The sequence below is a fragment of the Nocardia sp. MH4 genome (assembly GCF_019266065.1).
Taxonomy (GTDB): domain Bacteria; phylum Actinomycetota; class Actinomycetes; order Mycobacteriales; family Mycobacteriaceae; genus Nocardia; species Nocardia canadensis.
In genome coordinates this window covers 33,701-53,037 of record NZ_LPNR01000079.1, presented here as the reverse complement: position 1 = coordinate 53,037, position 19,337 = coordinate 33,701, and the positions used below count along the sequence as shown (strand labels likewise).

Here is a 19,337-nt window from a genome sequence, read left to right as displayed (position 1 = left end):
CGCTCCGGCGCCGGTCGCGCCCGCCGCGCCCGCGCCGGTGGCCGTCAACCCGGTGGTCAGCACGCCGCTGCAGACGACCATCCAGCCCGACGCCGCGTCGACCCCGATCGCCAACGTCTTCGGTGGGGCGGGCGCCGCCACCTCGCCGCTGACCGCGCCCGCGGCCGCCGTGCCCGCGCTGTTCGCGCCGACCACGCCGACCAAGCCGGTGGTCGTGCCGGACATCACCGGTGGCCATACCCCGACCACCGTCCCGGTGACCGTGCCGTCCCAGCAGCCGACCGTCGACATCGACACCCCGACCACGGTGAAGCTGCCCGAGCTGCCCAAGCCGACGGCCCAGCTGCCGGACCCGACCAAGGCGGTGGTCACCGTGCCGCCGACCGCCGCGACCGGCCCGGCCAAGCCGACGGTCCCGGACGACGTCGTCACCAAGCCGGGGACCACCGGCGGCGTCACGGCGCCCTCGACCGGGGCGAGCACCCCGACCGTCGACGTGCCCGACCCGACCGGATCGCACCCGACCGCGACGGTGCCCACCCAGCAGCCGACCGCGCCCACCCACCAGCCGACGATGCCGACCAAGCAGCCGACCGTCGACATCGATCCGCCGACCGTGGTCACCCCGCCGCCGGTGGTCACCGTGCAGCCGACCCAGGTCCCGGTGAAACCGCCGGTCATCGACACCAAGCCGATCGCCGCCGACATCAGCTACACCGACGACGGCTACCATGGCGTCTCGGCTGGACTGTTCGACACCGGGGTGGGTGGCGCCGATCATCTGGCTGCCGGGTTTCCCGTCGAGCACCATGGGTATGACTTCGTCGTCTGACACGACGACGTCTGGTCCCAGCGTCTCGGCCGGACTCATGCAACGAGAGTGAGGAACAGGTTGTCAGCCGCTGCCGGACTGCAGGCCGCGACGGTGAAGCATCCGGATGTGATGGCTCCGGTCGTTTCCCTGGTCGACGAACTGCGGGAACTGGTCCGCACGGGCGGTCGTGACGACCTCGACGCCAGGCTCGGCATGGTGCGAGCCAGGCTGAGCGATCCGCGGGTGCGTCTGGTCGTGGTCGGTGAACCACAAGCCGGGATGAGCACGCTGGTCAACAGCATGGTCGGCACCCCGGTCAGCGCCACCGACGGCAAGCCGAGCGTGCCCGTGATCGTCGAGTACGGGCCCAAACCGGCCGCGACGCTGGTGAAGTCGGCGCAGCGCGGCCGTGTCGAGCGGGTGCCGGTCGACCCGCTGAATCCCGGACCCGCGCTGACCGCCCTCGGGGTGCTGCGCGCCGAATTCGCCGAGCCGAGCCCGCTGCTCGCCGACGGCCTGGTGGTGATGGACGCCCCCGGCGCGTCCGCCCACGAGAGCGCGGCCTGGTCGATGATCGCCGCCGCCGACGTGGTCCTCTACGCCGCCGACGCCGCCGCCGAGCTGACCGAGGCGCAGCTGGACTATCTGCGCCGGGTCGAGCAGGTGTGTCCGTCGGTGGTGTGCGTGCTCACCAAGATCGACCGCAACCCGCACTGGTCGCTGACCCAGCGCCGCAACCGCGCGCTGCTCGATGGCGCGGGCCTCAATTTCGCCGTCGCGCCCGTCTCGGCGGTGATGCACCGACAGGCGCAGGACAGCGGCGATCAGCAGCGCGACATCGAGTCCGGCGTACCGCAACTCATCGATCATCTGCACGACTATGTTGTCGCCCGGGCCGATTCGGTGGCCGTGGCGGCGGCGGTGCGCGACATCGCCCTGGTCACCGATCAGCTCACGCTCACCCTGCGCGCGGAGGCCGACGCCCTGCGCGACCCGCGCAGCCGGGCCGAGATCACCCAGCGGCTGGCGGCGGCCAGGACTGCGGCCGATCAGCTGCGCCAGCGCACCGCGACCTGGCAGGTCACCCTCGTCGACGGCAGCTCCGAGCTGAGCGCCGACATCGAACACGATCTGCGGCATCGGCTGCGCACGCTCGTGCGCGAGGCCGAGGCGGAGATCTCGCGCACCGACCCGGCCCGCAAGTGGAACGAATTCGCGACCGAACTCGACGCGCGGATCTGCGAGGCCGTCGAGGAGAACTTCGTGATGGCGCACTACCGCGCCGTCGAGCTCGCCGAACAGGTCGCCGCGAAGTTCCCGCCGGACAACCGCACCCCGCCGCTGCCCGAACTGCGCCTGACCAACCCCGGCGACGTGCTCGAGCCGGTGCAGTCGCTGGAGACGCTGGAGAGCGCGAAATCCAGTGTCGGACAGCAGGCGCTGTCGGCCCTGCGCGGTTCCTACGGCGGCATCCTGATGGTCGGTCTGGCCACCAGCCTGCTCGGGATGTCGCTGGTCAACTGGTACTCGGCGGGCGCGGGCGTGCTGCTGGGCGTGAACGCGCTGTGGGACGACCGCCGTAATCGCAAGCAGCGTAGGCAGGCCGAGGCCAAGGTCGCCGTCGCCCGGCTCGCCGACGACGTGATCTTCCAGGTGGGCAAGGAATCCCGGAACCGGCTGCGCACGTTGCAGCGGGTCCTGCGCGACCACTACACCGAGATCGCCGCCGAGGTGGGCCGTACCGCCGACGAGGCGCTGCGCGCCGCCGAGGAGACCGGCCTGCGCTACGGCGACCACCGCGAACTGCGGATCACCGAGATCGACGCGGGCCTGCGGACCATCGCCGGTCTGCGGGAACGCGCCGAACGGCTCGCGTACTGACCGGCTAGGGTCGGTGCGTCGGCGTGTGCGCCGGCTGGAACTGGCCGGCGTTGCGTGAGTCCTCGGCCCGGATGACGTGGGTGACCGCGTTGATCAACGCCAGATGGGTGAACGCCTGCGGGAAGTTGCCCAGGTGCCGTCCGGTGCGGGAGTCGATCTCCTCGGCGTAGAGGCGCAGCGGACTGGCCAGTCCGAGCAGGCGCTCGCACAGGTGGGTGGCCCGCTCCAGCTCACCGATCTCCACCAGCGCCGAGACCAGCCAGAACGAGCAGATGGTGAAGGTGCCCTCCTCGCCGTCGAGGCCGTCGTCGGTGGTGTCGGTGCGATAGCGCAGCACCAGGCCGTTGACGGTGAGCCGGGTCGCGATCGACAGCACCGTCGCGCGCACGCGATGGTCGTCGGGCGGCAGGAAGCGGGTCAGCACCACCAGCAGCAGCGAGGCGTCGAGGGTGTCGCCGCCGTAGGTCTGGGTGAACACGCCCTCGTCGTTCACCCCGTGTTCGAGCACGTCGGCCTTGATCTGCTCGGCGATATCGAACCACTCCGCCGCGCGCGTGTGCTGCCCGTGCAGCTGGGCCAGCCGGGCGCCGCGGTCCAGGGCGACCCAGCACATCACCTTCGAGGAGGTGAAGTGCTGTGGTTCGCCGCGCACCTCCCAGATCCCGCGATCGGGCTTACGCCAGTTCGCGATCGCCGCGTGCACGGTGCGTTCCAGCAGCGGCCACAGCGATTCCGGCACCTGCCCCCGCGATTTCACGTGCAGGTAGACGGCGTCGAGCATGGTGCCCCAGATGTCGTGCTGGTCCTGGTCGTAGGCGGCGTTGCCGACGCGGACCGGGGTGGCGCCGTCGTAGCCGGACAGGTTGGGCAGCTCGTACTCGGTGATGCGGCGCTCGCCGCCGATGCCGTAGAGCACCTGGAGCGGGAGGGCGTCGCCGTTGTCGCCGGTGGTGACATCGTTGAGGAAGGCGAAGAAGTCGTTGGCCTCCCGGTCCAGGCCGAGGGTGTACAGGCCCCACAGGGCGAAGCTCGCATCGCGAACCCAGGTGTAGCGGTAGTCCCAGTTGCGATGTCCACCTGGGGTTTCCGGCAGGGACGTGGTGGCCGCGGCGAGCAGGGCGCCGGTCGGCGCGTAGGTGAGGCCCTTGAGGGTGAGGGCGCTGCGCTGCAGGTAGCCCCGCCAGGGATGGTCGGGGAAATCGCCGAGTGTGATCCAGCGCCGCCAGCATTCGGCGGTCGCCCACATCTTCTGCGCGGCCTCGGCGAAGGTGGCGGGCGCGGGCAGCTCCGACCAGGTGAGCGCGACGAACACCTCGTCGCCTTCGGACATTCGGGTGCGGGCCCGAGCCTCCCGGCCCTCGAGGCCGAGGCGCAGATCGGTGGTGAGGACGAGCGCGGGTCCGGCGTCGGGGTCGAGCGAGGCCCTGGCCGTGGCCTGTTCGTAGACCTTGCCGGTGTACTCCCACGTCGCGCCGCCCTGGTGATAGTCGAACGAGGGCTGGCAGCTCATCTCCAGCTCGACCGTCCCGCTCACGCATTTGACCGTGCGCAGCAGGGTGTGTTCGGCATCCCAGTCCATCGGGGTGCGGCGATGGGTCTTGGACCGCTGGTTGTTGTTGTGCCAGGGCCCGAGCACGAGCGCGTCGCGCACGATCAGCCAGCCGGTCTCGGTCTGCCAGGTGGTCTCCAGGATCATTCCGCCCGGCAGGTAGCGCCGCTCGGCGGGCACGTTCTTGCCGTACGGGCCGATCCGGAAGTGCCCGGCGCTGCGGTCGAGCATGGCGCCGAAGACGCTGGGGGAGTCGGGGCGTGGCACGCACAACCACTCGACCGAACCGCTGTTGGCGATCAGGCAGCTGGTCTCGCAATCGGACAGGAATGCGTAGTCGTCGATCGGCGGGAACGCGCCACGACTGCCACTGGACGAGACCGGACTCAGAATCGGCAGGCTGTCGGCACTGGGAGACTCCATACCCCATCATCGGGGCGCGGCACCGTAGTCGTCCACCGTGCGGCGCTGACGCGCCGCTCACAGCGACGGAATTCGCCCGTTCACGCCGACCGACTAGTCTGGTCGGCGTGCAACGCATCGCAGGTTGGTGGGACGGCTTCGAACTCTGGGTAGCCGGGCTGCCCTTCATCCCCCAGTTCCTGGTCGTGCTGGTCGGCATGGTCCCGATCAGCTTCGCCATCGCCTTCGTGCTCGACCGCGCCCTGCGCGCGGTCTTCCGCCTGCTCGGCCGCGGCGATCGCCACGAGCCGTCGGCGCCGGTCGCCGCGACGACGGTGCCGGTCACCGCCGCCGCGCCGGTGCGCCCGACGGTCGGCAGCGGTGCCCGCTGATGCCTCGTTCTCGCGTTCAGCTCGCGCTGGTTGCCCTGCTCGTCCTCGTCGTCATCGCGTGGTTCTTCACCCGCTGACGCGCTAGTTCCGGCGCCAGTCGTCGAAGCGCTTGCCCAGGTCCGAGACGGTCCGGCCGACTTCCTGGCCGACGGTGCTCACTGCCGCGCCGACATCGCGGCCCAGGTCACGCACGGTGCGCACGAGCAGGTCGTCGGACTGATCGAAGGACTCCCGGTAGCTGCGGGCGGCCTGCTTCACCTCGTCGGTGATCGTGGCGTTGCGGTCGTGCTCGCGCCGCGGATAGGTGCCCCCGAGCACGCGGTCGTAGTCGCCGGACTGGATCCAGCGGCGCAGCTCGGCCGCGCGCAGCACCGAGAACGGGTGCGATTGCAGCTCCAGGTTCAGCAGCTTGAGCACGCCGTCGCGCAGGTCACCCGAGCGCAGGTAGTCGTCGGCCTGGTCGAGGAACGCGCCGTGGTTCATCTCCGACAGCCAGGTGCCGCCCGCGGTCTTTATGTGCACCCGCACCGAGGCCCCCACGTCCTGGCAGCACAGCAGTCCGGCCCGGTCGCCGGACAGTTCCGACTTGCGGCTCCACTCCATCAGCGCGGCCACGATCGCGCGCAGCGCCCACCCGCCGCCGGGCATCCAGCCGATCGAGGCCGACAGCCGCAGCAGATGCAGGAGCATCGTGCGGTACACCGCGTGCCCGGACAGCGCGTGCCCGAGCTCGTGGCCGATGACGAAGCGCAGTTCCTCGGTGTCCATCAGATCGAGCAGGCCCGTGGTCAGCACGATGAACGGCCGGTCCATGCCGATGGTGAAAGCGTTCACGGTCGGGTCCTGCAGGACGTACATCTCCGGCGTCGACCGCGCGTCGAGCACACCCACGCAATCCGCCCGCAACTGGTGCAGGGTGCGGAACTGACGGTCGTCGACCCGGACGGCCGTCGCCAGGTACAGCAACCGGTGCTGGCGCTCGCGCAGCAGGCTCGACAGCGCCTTCAGCACCGTGTCGAATCCGGTCAGGGCTCGCAGCGCGACCAGCGCCGTGCGATCGGCCGGATGTTCCCACGTACGGGTGCTGATCTCGGGAAACCGCACGCGAACGCGGTCTGGTGCCATGGTCATGGTGTGAAATTCCCCCTGGGTGTGGAACTCTCGTCGAGTCGAATCATCATGTCGCAATCTGCTACAGTCTGCCTGTGTCGTCGAGTGTCGCCCCGCAGATCCGCCATGAGCTGGCGTTGATCGCTGTCGGCAACCTCGCGGTCGCGGACATCCTCTGTCGATGATCGGCCACCGGACTCGTCTGCGCGTACTTGCCCAGTAGACTGGCGCGCGCTTTTCCTTCGCAGTCGTCGTCCGAACTCCGGGGGCCAGTGGGCCCGAGTCGCGCCAACTGTCGTGCTCATTCCCTGCACGACAGGTCTACCGATCGACAAGAGCGTTCCCTGCCGCAGCGAAAGACGTTGCGCCGCAGGTCCTTTCCCGAAAGGTTCACCCCGATGTCTCGCAACACCTGGATCGGCTCGCGCCGTCGCGCCGCCGCCGTCGCTGTCACTGCTGTCGCCGCGGTCGCCCTGACCGCCTGCGGCGGTGGCGCCAGCGACTCGACCGATGGCGGCGCTACCGTGGCCGACGGCAGCGGGGGCACCCTCAACCTGTACGCCTACGCCGTTCCGAAGCCGGGCTTCGACAAGGTCGTCCCGGAGTTCAACAAGACCGACGCGGGCAAGGGCGTGCAGATCCAGGCCTCCTACGGCGCCTCGGGCGACCAGTCGCGCAAGGTCAAGGACGGCGCCGAGGCCGATGTCGTCAACTTCTCGGTCGAGCCCGACATCACCCGCCTCGTCGACGCGGGCCTGGTGGAGTCGAACTGGAACGCCGACGCGAGCAAGGGCATCCCCTTCGGCTCGGTCGTGACCCTGGTCGTACGCAAGGGCAACCCCAAGGGCATCAAGGACTGGGACGATCTGCTCAAGCCCGGCATCGAGGTCGTCACCCCGAACCCGTTCAGCTCGGGTTCGGCCAAGTGGAACCTGCTCGCCCCCTACGCGGCCAAGAGCGACGGCGGCAAGAACCAGCAGGCCGGCCTGGACTACCTGTCCCAGCTGATCTCGCCCGAGCACGTCAAGGTGCAGCCGAAGTCGGGCCGCGAGGCGACCGAGACCTTCCTGCAGGGCACCGGTGACGTGCTGCTGAGCTACGAGAACGAGGCCATCTTCTCCGAGCGCAACGGCGACCCGATCGAGCACATCAACCCGCCGACCACCTTCAAGATCGAGAACCCGGTCGCGGTCCTGAAGAACTCCCAGAACCTGCCCAAGGCCACCGCCTTCCGTGACTTCCTGTTCACCCCGGAAGGCCAGAAGGCGTGGGCGCAGGCCGGTTTCCGTCCGGTCGATCCGAAGGTCGCCGCCGAGTTCGCCGCGGACTTCCCGACCCCGGCCAAGCTGTGGACGATCGATGACCTCGGTGGCTGGAAGGCCGTCGACAAGGACCTGTTCGCGCAGGGCACCGGCAAGGTCGCGGTCATCTACGACAAGGCGACCAAGTAACTCGTGACCCAAGACACACGCGATACTGGACAACTGTGACTGACAGCAGTGGGCACGCCGGGACCGGAGCAACCTCCGATCCCGGCGTCGCCGTGAAACTGGAGAAATCCGTGCCCGCCCCGCGTGGGCCCCGCCGGTCGTGGCTGCGCGTGACCGGTTCGGTGGGCCCGGTCGGCATCGGCGTCGCCGTGCTCTGGCTCAGCGTCATCGTGCTGCTGCCGCTGGCGGCACTGACCGTCAGCTCGTTCGAGGACGGGTGGTCGGGCTTCTGGGACGCGGTCACCGCGCCCGCGGCCCTGGACTCGCTGCGCATCACCGTCGGGGTCTCGGTGGTCGTCGCCGTGCTCAACGTCGTGATGGGCACCCTCATCGCCTGGGTACTGGTGCGCGACGAATTCCCCGGCAAGGGCATCGTCAACGCGCTGATCGATCTGCCGTTCGCGCTGCCCACGATCGTCGCCTCGATCGTGCTGCTCTCGCTCTACGGCCCCAACAGCCCGATCGACATCCACCTCAACGCCACCCAGCCCGGCCTGGTGGTGGCGCTGGCGTTCGTCACGCTGCCGTTCGTCGTACGGTCGGTGCAGCCGGTGCTGATCGAGGTCGACAAGGAAGTGGAACAGGCCGCGCTCTCGCTGGGCGCGAGCAACTGGGTCACCTTCCGCCGCATCGTGCTGCCGACGCTGGCGCCCGCGATCATCTCCGGCGGCGGCCTCGCCTTCGCCAGGGCGATCGGCGAGTACGGCTCGGTCGTGCTGATCGGCGGCAACATCCCGCGCGAGACGCAGATGACCTCGCAGTACATCCAGCAGCAGATCGAGGTGGATCGTCCGGTCAACGCCGCCGCGGTCTCGGTCGCGCTGCTGGCGATCTCCTTCGCCAGCCTGCTCGTGCTGCGGTTGCTCGCCGAGCGCACCGCCCGCAAGGAAGAGGCGGCCCGATGAAGCTGTCCCTGTTCACCCGGCTCTCGCTGCGCACGGTCGCCCTCGGCTATCTGTTCGTACTGCTGGTGCTGCCGCTGGCGATCATCCTGTGGCGCACCTTCGAGCGGGGGATCGGCGCCTTCCTGGACTCGATCACCACGCCAGCGGCCATCTCGGCGTTCCAGCTGTCGATGATCATCGTGGCCATCGTCGTGCCGCTCAACGTCGTATTCGGGGTGATCACGGCGCTGGCGCTGGTGCGGAGCAAGTTCCCGGGGCGCAGCCTCGTGCAGGGCATCGTCGACCTGCCGTTCGCGGTCTCGCCGGTCGTCGTCGGTGTGTCGCTGATCCTGCTGTGGGGTGCGGGCGGCTGGTTCGGTGGCCTGGAATCCCTGGGCTTCAAGGTGATCTTCAGCCTGCCCGGCATGGTGATCGCGACCATCTTCGTGACGCTGCCGTTCGTGGTGCGCGAGGTGGAGCCGGTGCTGCACGAGATCGGCGACGATCAGGAGCAGGCCGCGGCCACTCTCGGCGCGTCGCGCTGGCAGACCTTCTGGCGGATCACCCTGCCCGCGATCCGCTGGGGCCTGACCTACGGCGTCGTGCTCACCGTGGCCCGCGCGCTGGGCGAGTTCGGCGCGGTGATCATGGTCTCGACCGCGCTGCCCGGCAAGTCGCAGACGCTGACCCTGCTGGTGCACGGTCGCTACATCAACGACCACAACACCTTCGGCGCCTACAGCGCGGCCACGCTGCTGATGGGTATGGCGCTGGTTGTTCTTCTCCTGATGACTCTCCTCGAACGCAAGCGGGGCACCGAATGATCACCGTGACCAACGCGCGCAAGAACTACGGTTCCTTCGCCGCTCTCGACGATGTCAGCATCGACATCACTTCCGGCGAGCTGACCGCGCTGCTCGGCCCGTCCGGGTCGGGCAAGTCGACGCTGCTGCGCTCGATCGCCGGTCTGGAGTCGCTGGACTCGGGCATCGTCTCGATCGCGGGCAACGACGTCACCCACGTGGCGCCGCAGAAGCGTGACATCGGCTTCGTGTTCCAGCACTACGCCGCGTTCAAGCACATGACGGTGCGCGACAACGTCGCTTTCGGCCTGACCATCCGCAAGCGGCCGAAGAAGGAGATCGACAAGCGCGTCGACGAACTGCTCGGCATCGTCGGCCTCGACGGTTTCCAGCACCGCTACCCGGCCCAGCTCTCCGGTGGTCAGCGTCAGCGCATGGCGCTGGCCCGCGCGCTGGCCGTCGATCCGCAGGTGCTGCTGCTCGACGAGCCGTTCGGCGCGCTCGACGCCAAGGTGCGCACCGATCTGCGTCAGTGGCTACGCAGGCTCCACGACGAGGTGCACGTGACCACGGTGCTGGTCACCCACGATCAGGAAGAAGCGCTCGACGTCGCCGACCGGATCGCGGTGATGAACAAGGGGCGGATCGAGCAGATCGGCTCTCCGGAGGACGTCTACGACCGGCCCGCGAACGAATTCGTCATGTCGTTCCTCGGCGCGGTGGCCCGGCTCAACGGTCACCTCGTCCGGCCGCACGATATCCGGATCGGGCGCGATCCGAGCATGGCGATGGCCGAGCACGAAGGCACCGCGGAGTCCGCCGGCATCACCAGGGCCACGGTGGAGCGGATCGTGCGGCTCGGGTTCGAGGTCCGCCTCGAGCTACGCAATGCCGCGACTGGTGATCAGTTCGCCGCGCAGGTCACCCGCGGTGACGCGGCCGCCCTGCATCTGAGCGAGGGCGAGACCGTCTACGCCCGTGCCACCCGGATTCCGGATCTGCCGCAGAGCTGAGACCGGGGACCCCTGTTGCCCGCGCGCACCCGGTGAGACGATGGGATCCGGTGCGGCCGCACCGAACCGGGCGGGACCCGCGCCAGGGGTGTGCGCGGGTCGCGTCGACCGTGGTCGGGGACCTGGGGGTCGGCACTGCTGGGCGAGAACGCCCGGACCGGAGGAAGACGTCATGTCGACCGGGGTGTTCAGCGTAGATCTGTTACGGCGCTCGATCAGGGCGCAGGTCATCGGGCCCGCGGACGCGGGGTACGACGAGGCGCGGGCGGTGTGGAACGGCTCCATCGATCGTCGTCCGCTCGCGGTGGTGCGACCCGCCGACACCGCCGAAGTGGCCGAGGCGGTCGCCGCGATCCGGGCCGGTGGCGCCGATCTCACGGTGCGCGGCGGCGGCCACAACTACGCCGGGCACGCGGTCGCCGACGGCGCGGTGATGCTCGATCTGAGCAAGCTCGACAGCGTGCTCGTCGACCCGGTGCGCCTGCGTGCCCGGTGCGGTGGCGGCGCGACCTGGGCCGAGCTCGACGGCATGGCCAACCGGCAGGGCCTCGCGGTGACCGGGGGTTTCATCAGCGACACCGGCATCGGCGGGCTCACCCTGGGTGGCGGTCTCGGCTGGCTGACCCCGCTGTTCGGGATGTCGTGCGACAACCTCGTGGCCGCGGAGGTGGTGACCGCCGACGGACACGTCGTCGCGGCGTCGATGCAGGAGAACCAGGACCTGTACTGGGCGCTGCGCGGGGGCGGCGGCAATTTCGGGATCGTCACCGGTTTCGAGTTCACACTGCACGAGTTCGGCCCGATGGTGCAGGTCGCGCTGCTGTGGTGGCCGCCGTCGGAGGCGGTCGGTCCGCTGGTCGAGGGGCAGGCCGTGCTGATGGATCTGCCCGCCCGGCACTGCGGCACGATCAACGCGATCAGCTGCCCGCCCGCCCCGTTCGTGCCCGAACACTGGCAGGGCGTGCCCGGCTTCGTGGTCGGTATCGCCGGCGACAGGTCGGCCAACGACCTGGCCGACGCGGTCGCCCCGCTGCGCGCGCTGACCCCGACTCCGGCCTGGGAGTTGGTCGCGGAGATGCCCTACGCCGCGTTGCAGCAGCTCTTCGACGGCATCGCGCCGTGGGGCACCTTCGCCTACGAGAAGTCGCTCTACCTGGACCGCATCGATGCCGCGGTGGCCGAGGTGATGGTCGAGCAGTATCCGCGCAAGCACTCGCCGCTGTCGGTGATGCCGTCGATGCCCCTGTGCGGCCGGTTCTGTGACGTGCCCGAGGGCAACACCGCGTTCGGCGGTTCCCGCGACCCCGGCGTGCTGGTGAACATCTCCGCGTCCTGCCCCGACCCCGCCGTCTTCGCCGCGGAGCGGGAGTGGGTGCGCGAGTTCTGGGACGAGCTGCGGCCGTTCGCCCGCGGCGACGGCAGCTATGTGAACTTCCTGGCCGACCCGGGTCGGGAGCAGGTCGCCGTCAGCTACGGCGCCAAGTACCGCAGGCTGCGCACGGTCAAGGCCACCTGGGATCCGGACAACGTGTTCCGGCACAACGCGAACATCACCCCCGCCGCGCCCTGAGCGGGGCGCTGGGACGGGCCGTTCGCTGGCCGTGCGCGGCGCGGTCATCCGGGCAGCGGCCGCGCACGATATCCGGTACCGCCGGTCCGTCCGGCGAATCGCCGGATCCGGCCGCACGAATTTTCTCGACGCCGCCGCGGCCACCGGCGAACTGTGCATGACGCAGTGTCACAGGTAGAACCATTTTTACTGGTGAGTAGCTTTTCCTGGCGGTGGTTCGGCGCGCCGAACACGGGAAATCGGGAGAGGTGGGGAGTTGACGTGACTCCTCGTAGGTGTAACTATTGGAAACAGTAAACGTCCCTTGAGGAGAGGCAGTGACGACGATGTCTGCGCCCACCACCCCTGACGTCGATCCCGTAGTCGCGGAGGCTCAGGCGTACGCCGAAAAGTTGCTGATGCTGTCCGAGGCGTCGGTCGACCGGCACTTCGACCCGTTCGAGGACATCGACTGGGACAACCCCGAGTTCGACCCGAACTACAAGCCCGAGCGCTGGGTTCTGGTCACCTCGGCCGACCCGATCGGCCGCCACCCCTGGTACCAGGCGTTGCCGCTGGACAAGAAGATCGAGATCGGCAAGGTCCGCCAGGCCAATGTCGCCAAGGTCGGCCTGCAGTTCGAGGCCATCCTGATCATCGGCATGATGCAGCACATCTTCAACCTGAAGAACAACGACCCGGAGTTCCGGTACTGCTCGCACGAGATGATCGAAGAGCACAACCACACTCTGATGTTCCAGGAGATGGTGAACCGCGTCGCCGACGTGCCGGGCATGAACCCGCTCGTGCGTCAGCTGCGCCACCTGGCCGCCCCGGCCGGTGCGCTGTTCCCGAACTTCTTCTTCATGGCCGTGCTCGCCGGCGAAGAGCCGATCGACCACATCCAGAAGGACATCCTGCGCTCGGGTGACGACATCCACCCGATCATGCGCGGCGTGATGGCGATCCACGTGGCCGAGGAAGCTCGCCACATCTCCTTCGCCCACGAGTTCCTGAAGAAGAACGTCCCGGCGCAGCCCGCGGTCAACAAGTTCGTGCTCTCGGTCGCCATGCCGATCGTCATGTTCGTGCTCGGCCGGGCCATCGCGACCCCGCCGAAGACCTTCTTCAAGCAGTTCGAGATGCCCGCCGATGTCCGCAAGGAGCTGTTCTACGGTTCCAAGGAGGCCAAGCAGGTCTTCGCGGACTACTTCATCGACGTGCGTGCGCTCGCCGAGGAGATCGGTCTGATGAACCCGATCGCCAAGCGAGTGTGGAAGCTGCTCGGTATCGACGGCCCGTCCAGCCGTTACCGCTCGGAGCCCAAGCGCTCCGCCAAGCACGCGGCCTGAGACGATAGCGATATGCCATACGTCGTTACCCAGTCATGCTGTAGTGACGCCTCGTGCGTCTACGCATGCCCGGTGAACTGCATTCATCCGACCCCGGATGAGCCGGACTTCCTCAGCGCGGAGATGCTCTACGTCGATCCGGCGGCATGCGTGGACTGTGGCGCCTGCGCCACCGCGTGCCCCGTCGACGCGATCACCTCCTCGAAGAAGCTGACCGAAGAGCAGAAGCCCTTCATCGAGATCAACGCCGACTTCTACCGCGTGCAGCGGGACCGGCCGACGTTGGCTCGCCCGGTGATGCCGCCCGCGATCGACACGCAGCGTTCGCCGCTGCGCGTCGCCATCGTGGGGTCGGGCCCGTCGGCGATGTACGCCGCCGACGAGCTGCTGACCCAGCCCGGTGTCTCGGTCACGATGTTCGACCGGCTGCCGCAGGCCTACGGTCTGGCCCGGCTCGGCGTCGCGCCCGATCACAAGCGCACCCGTCAGGTCGCCGATCTGTTCGACGTGATGTCGAAGCAGGAGGACTTCGGTACTTACCTCGACGTCGAGATCGGCACCCACGTCAGCCATGCCGAGCTGCTGGAGTACTTCCACGGCGTCATCTACGCCGTGGGCGCGTCGGCGGATCGCAAGCTGGGCATTCCGGGTGAGGGCCTGCCGGGCAACGTGTCGGCCACCGACTTCGTCGCCTGGTACAACGGTCACCCCGACCACGCCGAGGACCGGTTCGACCTGAACCAGAAGCGCGTCGTGATCGTCGGCAACGGCAACGTCGCTCTCGACGTGGCCCGCATCCTGACCGTCGACCCGGCCACCCTGGCCGACACCGACATCGCGCCCTACGCGTTGAAGGCGTTGCGCGAGAGCAAGATCGAAGAGGTTGTGATCCTGGGTCGTCGTGGCCCGGCGGAATCGGCCTTCACGGTGCCCGAGTTCGTCGGCCTGCTGGCCGCCGATATCGACATCGCGATCGACGGTGAGCTGCCCGAGGTGACCCCCGAGCTGCCGTACAAGGTCGAGCAGAAGCTGCGTCTGCTGCACAGCGTCGCGCGGCGTCCGTTCGGTGAGCGTAAGCGCATCGTGTTCCGCTACCTGTCCTCGCCGGTGGAGATCCTCGGTACCGACACGGTGACCGGAGTGCGGGTCGAGCGCAACGAGCTGGTCACCGACGCCGAAGGCCGCACCAGTGCGGTGGCGACCGGGGACACGGATCTGCTGGAAGCGGGTGTCGTGCTCACCTCGGTCGGCTACCGAGGGGTGCCGACCAAGGATCTGCCGTTCGACGACGCTCGCGGCGTCATCCCGAACGAGCAGGGCCGGGTGCTGACCGCGCCCGGGGGCGAGGTCGTCGCCGGCACGTACGTGACCGGCTGGATCAAGCGTGGTCCGACCGGCTTCATCGGCACCAACAAGTCCTGCGCGCAGGAGACGGTGCAGCAGCTGGCCGCGGACTTCAACGCCGGCAAGCTGCGCGCGCCGGCGCGCGACGCGCAGGAGTTCGACCGGCTGGTGCGTGCCCGCCGACCCCAGGCGCGCGCCGGTGGCGCCGCGGCGCCCCACGGGGGACCGATCAAGCGCCTGCTGGCTCGCGGCTGACGCGACCGGCGACAGCGCCGAGGCCCGCCCCGTCGTCTGGGAACGACGCGGCGGGCCTTCGGCGTCCTACTGGGCGGTGAAGCCGCCGTCCACCGTGACCGCCGCCCCGGTGACGAAGGACGCCTCGCCGCTGAGCAGGAAGGCGCACAGCGCCGCGATCTCGTCGGGCCGGGCGATCCGCCCGATCGGGTGCAGCGCCGCGATCGCGGCCTCGCCCTCGGGCGTGGCGCCCATCGAGGCACGGAAGGCGGGGGTGTCGACCGCGCCGGAGACCAGCGCGTTCACCCGTACGCCCGCCGCCGCGGTCTCCAGCGCCACCGACCTGGTCAGACCGACGACGCCGTGCTTGGCCGCCACATACGGCGCCACCGAGGCCATCCCGACCACGCCGAGGTTGGAGGCGTTGTTCAGGATCGCGCCGCCGCCCGAAGCGGTGATCGCCGGCACCTGGTGCCGGAGCCCGTGGAACACCCCGGTGAGGTTCAGGTCGAGTTCGGCGCGCCAGGACGCGTCGTCGATCTCGGCCACCCCACCGAACGCGGTGACCGCGCCCGCGTTGTTGAACGCCGCGTCGAGCCTGCCGTACTCGGTGAGCGCCGCCTGGGTGAGCCGCTCGACATCGGCGTCGACGGTGACATCGGTGGGCACGAACAACGCCCGGCCGCCGGCCGCTCGAATCTGTTCGGCGACCCGCTCGCCCTGATCCTTGCCCCGCGAGCCGAGCACGACCGCGGCGCCTTCGGTGGCGACCCGCAGCGCGACCGCCCTGCCGATGCCGGAACCGGCGCCGGTGACGAGGACGACCTGGTCGGCGAAACGAGTGGACATCGCTATTCCCTTCTCTCCCTGGCATTTCGGAGCACGACTCGGTGTCACTCCGTGCTTCGAGTCAACCGCGGCCGCCGGGCGGGCGCTGGCGGGTATCGGCCGTGACGTTGACGCGTCATAGCTTTTGGCGTGTACTTCGGTATGTGGCACCCGAATTCGGCGAATGGCTTAATGCTGATGGCGGGAAAAGAATTGATTACCAGTCGGTAAGTGCGTTAATCACGGCCTGAAACAGACCGTAGGAATGTATTCAGCAGGCGCCCAAGTTGATTACTCGCAAGTAGCTGTATCTCGGAGTCTGTCAGTAGCTTTGGCAACGTTCAGGGGACTGGACGTCTGTCCGTATACCGGCTTACCTGGGAAGATCCCCTAACAAGGGCCAAAGGTCACGTGTTTCGTATCAATCAGGCAGCAATTCGGCTTTGGGCCGGTTAATCTGTGCGAGCTGTTTGGAAGACGACCGCGGCCACATGGTGCGCTCGCGTGCTGGACGTGGTCACGGTGCGTTGACGGGATAGCAAATACATGACCAGAGGTCTGGGCTTAAGCATCGGTACGGTCAATGCGATTTCGGCGGTGGTGGCCGATGATCCGACCAAGCCGACGGTGCGCACACGGCGTACCGCACTCACCTTCGACGACGCGGGTCGGCCCCGCATCGGAGCCATCAATGAATTCGCTTCGGCGATCACCGATTTCGCGGACCTGAGCCGCGAGCCGGAGCCGATGGTGATCGGTGGTCGCTTCTTCTCGGCGACCAACTTGATCGCCGCAGTGGTCACCGGCCTGATCGAACTGGCCGAACCGGCCGCCGGTGCCGTATTGACTTATCCGGCAGTGTATTCCGACAAGCAGGTCGCGCTGCTCGGACAGGCGCTGCACCTGGCGGGCGCCGGTCAGGTGCTCCTGGCGCCGGAGCCGGTCGCCGCGGCCGAATGGCTGGAGGCCGACCAGGGTCCGCTGGCGCCGGGCTTCGTGCTCGTCTACGACCTGGGCGCGAACAGCCTGGACCTGACCGTGCTGCGCGTCGGGCCGGACTGGCCGCACCATCCGATGGTGGGAACCCCGGTGCGCTCCACCGACTTCGGCGGCAAGCCGCTCGGTGAGATGGTCGCCCGCTACGCCGGGTCGGGCAAGGTGGGCCGTGCGGCGCCGACGCTCACCTCGATGGTGAACACCGACGCGCTGCGCGCCGAACACATCCGCGATACCTTCCCGCTGGTCAGCAAGACCGTGGCGGCGGCAGGTCTGCGCCTGGCCGATCTCTCGCGCATCCTGGTGGTCGGCGGTGCCTCGCGGCCGCCGGAGGTCGCGCGCACGCTGGCCGAACTCGGCGTCCCGTTGGTCACCGTCGCCGATCCGGGTCAGGTGGTCGCCGCAGGCGCCGCCGCGCTCGCGGCTCGGACCTTCGCGCCGGTGCAGCAGGGTGGTCCCTCGGCGCCGCACGTCGCCGTGTTCTCCAGCGCGGCGGTCGTTTCCGCGCTCGCCATGTCGGCGATGACGGTGTTCGGCAGTCCCTTCGACCCGGGTCTGACCCCGGTGCTCGACCGGTTCCCGGCCCTGGGCGCGCCCGCCGAAGCCCTGCTCTACGACATGAGCGCCGACCTCGTCGCCGCGCAGAACAGCAGCCTGCTCGGCGCTGTCGACCCGATCACCGGCCGGGTCCGCGTGGCCGGCGCCGCCATCGCGCAGAGCGCGTACGAGAGGATCGTCGCCCCCGCCAACGCGGCCCGTGGCAAGACCGCTGACGGCGGCGAACGCGGCGGATCGGACCGTCAGACCACGAGCGAGGAGTGTCGTTCACCGCTTCTCGCGCGGTCGACCTACGGTGATCCGGCGCGCTTCATCAACCCGCTGCCTTTCCGGCTCGGTACCCCCGCGCAACCGTCGAATGTGCCGACCGCGCCGAGCGATATCCCGGGAGGTGGCCCCATCACCGGTTCCGGGCCCAATGCTCCCTCGGTGCCTGCCCAGGGCACACCGACCGCGCCCGGCGCCACCACTCCCGGTACCGACCCGTCGACGCCGGGCGGTACGACCGCGCCGTCCACCGACACCGGCGCCTCGGCACCCACCGGCGGAACCGACACGGGCACAGCGCCTTCCGGTGGCGCGACGACCGGCGGCACGACCGGCGGCACGACCGGCGGCACCGAGACCGGCGGCAGCACGGGTGGCACGACCGGCGGGACGACGGAAGGCGGTTCGACCGTCGGCGGCACCACCGGCGGCAGCACTTCCGGCGGTGGAACCACCGGCGGCTCCGACAGCTCCGGTACCGGTGGCACCTCCAGCGGTGGCACCGGCGGTGCGTCCGGCGGTGGCTCCGACAGCGGCGCCTCCGGTGGTGGCGCTTCCGGCGGAAGTGCTTCCGGCGGAAGTGATTCCGGTGGTGGTGCGTCCGGTGGCGGTGCCGCGGGCGGCGGTGACTCCGGTGGCGGTGCTTCGGGCGGGGGTGCCTCGGGTGGGGGCGCGTCGAGTGGGGGTGCTTCGGGCGGGGGTGCTTCCGGTGGAAGTGACTCGGGCGGTGCTGCTTCCGGTGGTGGCGCCTCGAGCGGCGGGTCCGGCGCCTCGTCCGGCGGCGGGGCCTCGTCCGGAGGCGCGGCCTCCAGCGGAGCCTCGTCCGGGGGAGCTTCGTCCGGCGGTGCCTCGGGCGGTGGTGCTTCCAGCGGCGGCGCGTCCTCCGGCGGGTCCAAGGGCGGTGGCATGAGTGGCGGCGCCGGCGGTGGTGGCGGCGGTGGCGGCGGTGGCGGCGGTGGTTCGCGCCGCTGACCCCGGGCTGACCCGTCCACCCCTGTCCCTTGATCGTGGCTGGTAGGGCTGGTGAATTCTCGGGTGGGTGTCGGTGGGGGCGGGCACAATGGGCAGATGGCATTACTCGGGGGAGCGCCGAAACTGATCGCGCTCGATGTAGACGGAACCCTGTTGGCGACGGGGTTCGAAGTGAGCGCGCGGGTCTCGGCGGCAGTGGCGGCCGCGGTGGCGGCGGGGGCGCACGTGGTGGTGACCACCGGGCGCACCCTGCTGACCACGCGGCCGGTGCTGAAGGAACTGGGGCTCACCGAAGGACACGCGTTGTGCTCCAACGGCGCCGTGCATATCGATGTGGCGCGGGGCGAGCCGGTCGCGGTGCAGTCGTTCGACCCGGCACCCGCCATCCACGCCTTGCGTGCGCTGTTCCCGGACATGGTCTTCGCGGCCGAGCGAGTGGGGGAGGGCACCTGGGCGACGGGACACGGACCGGGAGAGTTCTCCATCGGTGAGTTCCTGCTCGTCGACCATCAGATGCTGGGCAGCGCACCGACTCCGCGACTCAACGGCTGGTGGCCCGGCGGCACCATCGAGGAGATGCTGCACCTGCTCGCCTCGCTGGAGGTGCCCGACGCCTCGTGGGTGCACGGCGAATTCGGGCCGTGGGTCACGGTATCGCGCCGGGGTGTCTCCAAAGGCTGGGCGCTGGAACGACTCCGGCTCGCGCTCGGCATCGCGCCGGACGCCACTCTCGCCATCGGCGACGGCTTCAACGACCGCGAAATGCTGCGCTGGGCCGCGCATTCCGTCGCGATGGCGGGCTCGCCGGACTCGGTGCTCGCCCTGGCCGACGAGGTGACCGGCGACGTGACCGAGGACGGTGTCGCCACCGTCCTCGAGCGCTGGTTCGCCGCCTGATG

General features: G+C 69.5%; 15 protein-coding genes and 1 pseudogene. 13 read left to right on the top strand and 3 right to left on the bottom strand.

Going from position 1 to position 19,337, the window contains the following annotated elements; translation table 11 throughout:
* Window positions 1-832, top strand: a pseudogene (locus ATM97_RS08445) (hypothetical protein); the annotation flags it as partial.
* A gap of 60 nt (window positions 833-892) precedes the next feature.
* Complete coding sequence (locus ATM97_RS08440; protein WP_218717392.1) at window positions 893-2,695, top strand: GTPase; 1,803 nt, start codon at window positions 893-895, stop codon at window positions 2,693-2,695.
* Between the two features lie 4 nt (window positions 2,696-2,699).
* Here the strand turns inward: ATM97_RS08440 and ATM97_RS08435 are convergent, their stop codons facing one another.
* A complete protein-coding gene (locus tag ATM97_RS08435) occupies window positions 2,700-4,667 on the bottom strand; it encodes a glycoside hydrolase family 15 protein (protein WP_218717391.1) in 1,968 nt (655 codons plus the stop codon).
* A 107-nt stretch (window positions 4,668-4,774) separates the two neighbouring features.
* Here ATM97_RS08435 and ATM97_RS08430 point away from each other — a divergent pair, with 107 nt between their 5' ends.
* On the top strand, window positions 4,775-5,038 hold the full coding sequence (locus tag ATM97_RS08430; protein ID WP_218717390.1) for a hypothetical protein: 264 nt from the start codon (window positions 4,775-4,777) through the stop codon (window positions 5,036-5,038).
* Window positions 5,039-5,119: 81 nt separating this feature from the next.
* Here ATM97_RS08430 and ATM97_RS08425 read toward each other — a convergent pair whose 3' ends face one another.
* The gene (locus ATM97_RS08425; RefSeq protein ID WP_218717389.1) at window positions 5,120-6,169 is read right to left on the bottom strand and encodes a M48 family metallopeptidase; all 1,050 of its coding nucleotides are present in this window, start codon (window positions 6,167-6,169) and stop codon (window positions 5,120-5,122) included.
* Window positions 6,170-6,243: 74 nt separating this feature from the next.
* Here ATM97_RS08425 and ATM97_RS34990 point away from each other — a divergent pair, with 74 nt between their 5' ends.
* The 8 genes from ATM97_RS34990 to ATM97_RS08390 all read left to right on the top strand — a co-directional run bounded on the left by ATM97_RS34990 (window position 6,244) and on the right by ATM97_RS08390 (window position 14,838).
* Window positions 6,244-6,333 (top strand): Ms4533A family Cys-rich leader peptide, encoded by a 90-nt coding sequence (locus tag ATM97_RS34990; RefSeq protein WP_019045829.1) that lies wholly within the window; start codon window positions 6,244-6,246, stop codon window positions 6,331-6,333.
* 213 nt (window positions 6,334-6,546) lie between these two features.
* A complete protein-coding gene (locus ATM97_RS08420; protein ID WP_218717388.1) occupies window positions 6,547-7,599 on the top strand; it encodes a sulfate ABC transporter substrate-binding protein in 1,053 nt (350 codons plus the stop codon).
* A gap of 92 nt (window positions 7,600-7,691) precedes the next feature.
* Window positions 7,692-8,543, top strand: a complete 852-nt coding sequence (gene cysT, locus ATM97_RS08415) for a sulfate ABC transporter permease subunit CysT (protein WP_218717398.1) — start codon at window positions 7,692-7,694, stop codon at window positions 8,541-8,543.
* The gene (cysW, locus tag ATM97_RS08410) at window positions 8,540-9,346 is read left to right on the top strand and encodes a sulfate ABC transporter permease subunit CysW (RefSeq protein WP_218717387.1); all 807 of its coding nucleotides are present in this window, start codon (window positions 8,540-8,542) and stop codon (window positions 9,344-9,346) included. The genes cysT and cysW overlap by 4 nt, the downstream gene beginning before the upstream one ends.
* Entirely contained in the window at window positions 9,343-10,338 is a 996-nt protein-coding gene (locus ATM97_RS08405; RefSeq protein ID WP_218717386.1) for a sulfate/molybdate ABC transporter ATP-binding protein, read from the top strand. Before cysW ends, ATM97_RS08405 begins: the two co-directional genes overlap by 4 nt.
* A gap of 172 nt (window positions 10,339-10,510) precedes the next feature.
* Window positions 10,511-11,908 (top strand): FAD-binding oxidoreductase, encoded by a 1,398-nt coding sequence (locus ATM97_RS08400; RefSeq protein WP_218717385.1) that lies wholly within the window; start codon window positions 10,511-10,513, stop codon window positions 11,906-11,908.
* A 317-nt stretch (window positions 11,909-12,225) separates the two neighbouring features.
* Window positions 12,226-13,239 (top strand): diiron oxygenase, encoded by a 1,014-nt coding sequence (locus ATM97_RS08395; RefSeq protein WP_374104839.1) that lies wholly within the window; start codon window positions 12,226-12,228, stop codon window positions 13,237-13,239.
* Between the two features lie 12 nt (window positions 13,240-13,251).
* Window positions 13,252-14,838 carry an FAD-dependent oxidoreductase gene (locus ATM97_RS08390; RefSeq protein WP_218717384.1) on the top strand — a complete coding sequence of 529 codons (1,587 nt, stop codon included), beginning with the start codon at window positions 13,252-13,254 and terminating at the stop codon, window positions 14,836-14,838.
* A gap of 66 nt (window positions 14,839-14,904) precedes the next feature.
* Here ATM97_RS08390 and ATM97_RS08385 read toward each other — a convergent pair whose 3' ends face one another.
* On the bottom strand, window positions 14,905-15,666 hold the full coding sequence (locus ATM97_RS08385; RefSeq protein WP_218717383.1) for an SDR family oxidoreductase: 762 nt from the start codon (window positions 15,664-15,666) through the stop codon (window positions 14,905-14,907).
* 525 nt (window positions 15,667-16,191) lie between these two features.
* Here ATM97_RS08385 and ATM97_RS08380 point away from each other — a divergent pair.
* Both ATM97_RS08380 and ATM97_RS08375 read left to right on the top strand, forming a co-directional pair.
* Window positions 16,192-18,438 (top strand): Hsp70 family protein, encoded by a 2,247-nt coding sequence (locus tag ATM97_RS08380; RefSeq protein WP_218717382.1) that lies wholly within the window; start codon window positions 16,192-16,194, stop codon window positions 18,436-18,438.
* A 96-nt stretch (window positions 18,439-18,534) separates the two neighbouring features.
* A complete protein-coding gene (locus ATM97_RS08375; RefSeq protein ID WP_218717381.1) occupies window positions 18,535-19,335 on the top strand; it encodes an HAD hydrolase family protein in 801 nt (266 codons plus the stop codon).
* The last annotated feature ends 2 nt before the right edge of the window (window positions 19,336-19,337 follow it).

Excerpts from the sequence above, each read along its gene's own strand:
- ATM97_RS08435 (WP_218717391.1), bottom strand. The coding sequence starts at position 4,667 with ATGGAGTCTCCCAGTGCCGACAGCCTGCCGATTCTGAGTCCGGTCTCG.
- ATM97_RS08425 (WP_218717389.1), bottom strand. The coding sequence starts at position 6,169 with ATGACCATGGCACCAGACCGCGTTCGCGTGCGGTTTCCCGAGATCAGC.
- ATM97_RS08420 (WP_218717388.1), top strand. The coding sequence starts at position 6,547 with ATGTCTCGCAACACCTGGATCGGCTCGCGCCGTCGCGCCGCCGCCGTC.
- cysW (WP_218717387.1), top strand. The coding sequence starts at position 8,540 with ATGAAGCTGTCCCTGTTCACCCGGCTCTCGCTGCGCACGGTCGCCCTC.
- ATM97_RS08405 (WP_218717386.1), top strand. The coding sequence starts at position 9,343 with ATGATCACCGTGACCAACGCGCGCAAGAACTACGGTTCCTTCGCCGCT.
- ATM97_RS08400 (WP_218717385.1), top strand. The coding sequence starts at position 10,511 with ATGTCGACCGGGGTGTTCAGCGTAGATCTGTTACGGCGCTCGATCAGG.
- ATM97_RS08390 (WP_218717384.1), top strand. The coding sequence starts at position 13,252 with ATGCCATACGTCGTTACCCAGTCATGCTGTAGTGACGCCTCGTGCGTC.
- ATM97_RS08385 (WP_218717383.1), bottom strand. The coding sequence starts at position 15,666 with ATGTCCACTCGTTTCGCCGACCAGGTCGTCCTCGTCACCGGCGCCGGT.
- ATM97_RS08380 (WP_218717382.1), top strand. The coding sequence starts at position 16,192 with ATGACCAGAGGTCTGGGCTTAAGCATCGGTACGGTCAATGCGATTTCG.
- ATM97_RS08375 (WP_218717381.1), top strand. The coding sequence starts at position 18,535 with ATGGCATTACTCGGGGGAGCGCCGAAACTGATCGCGCTCGATGTAGAC.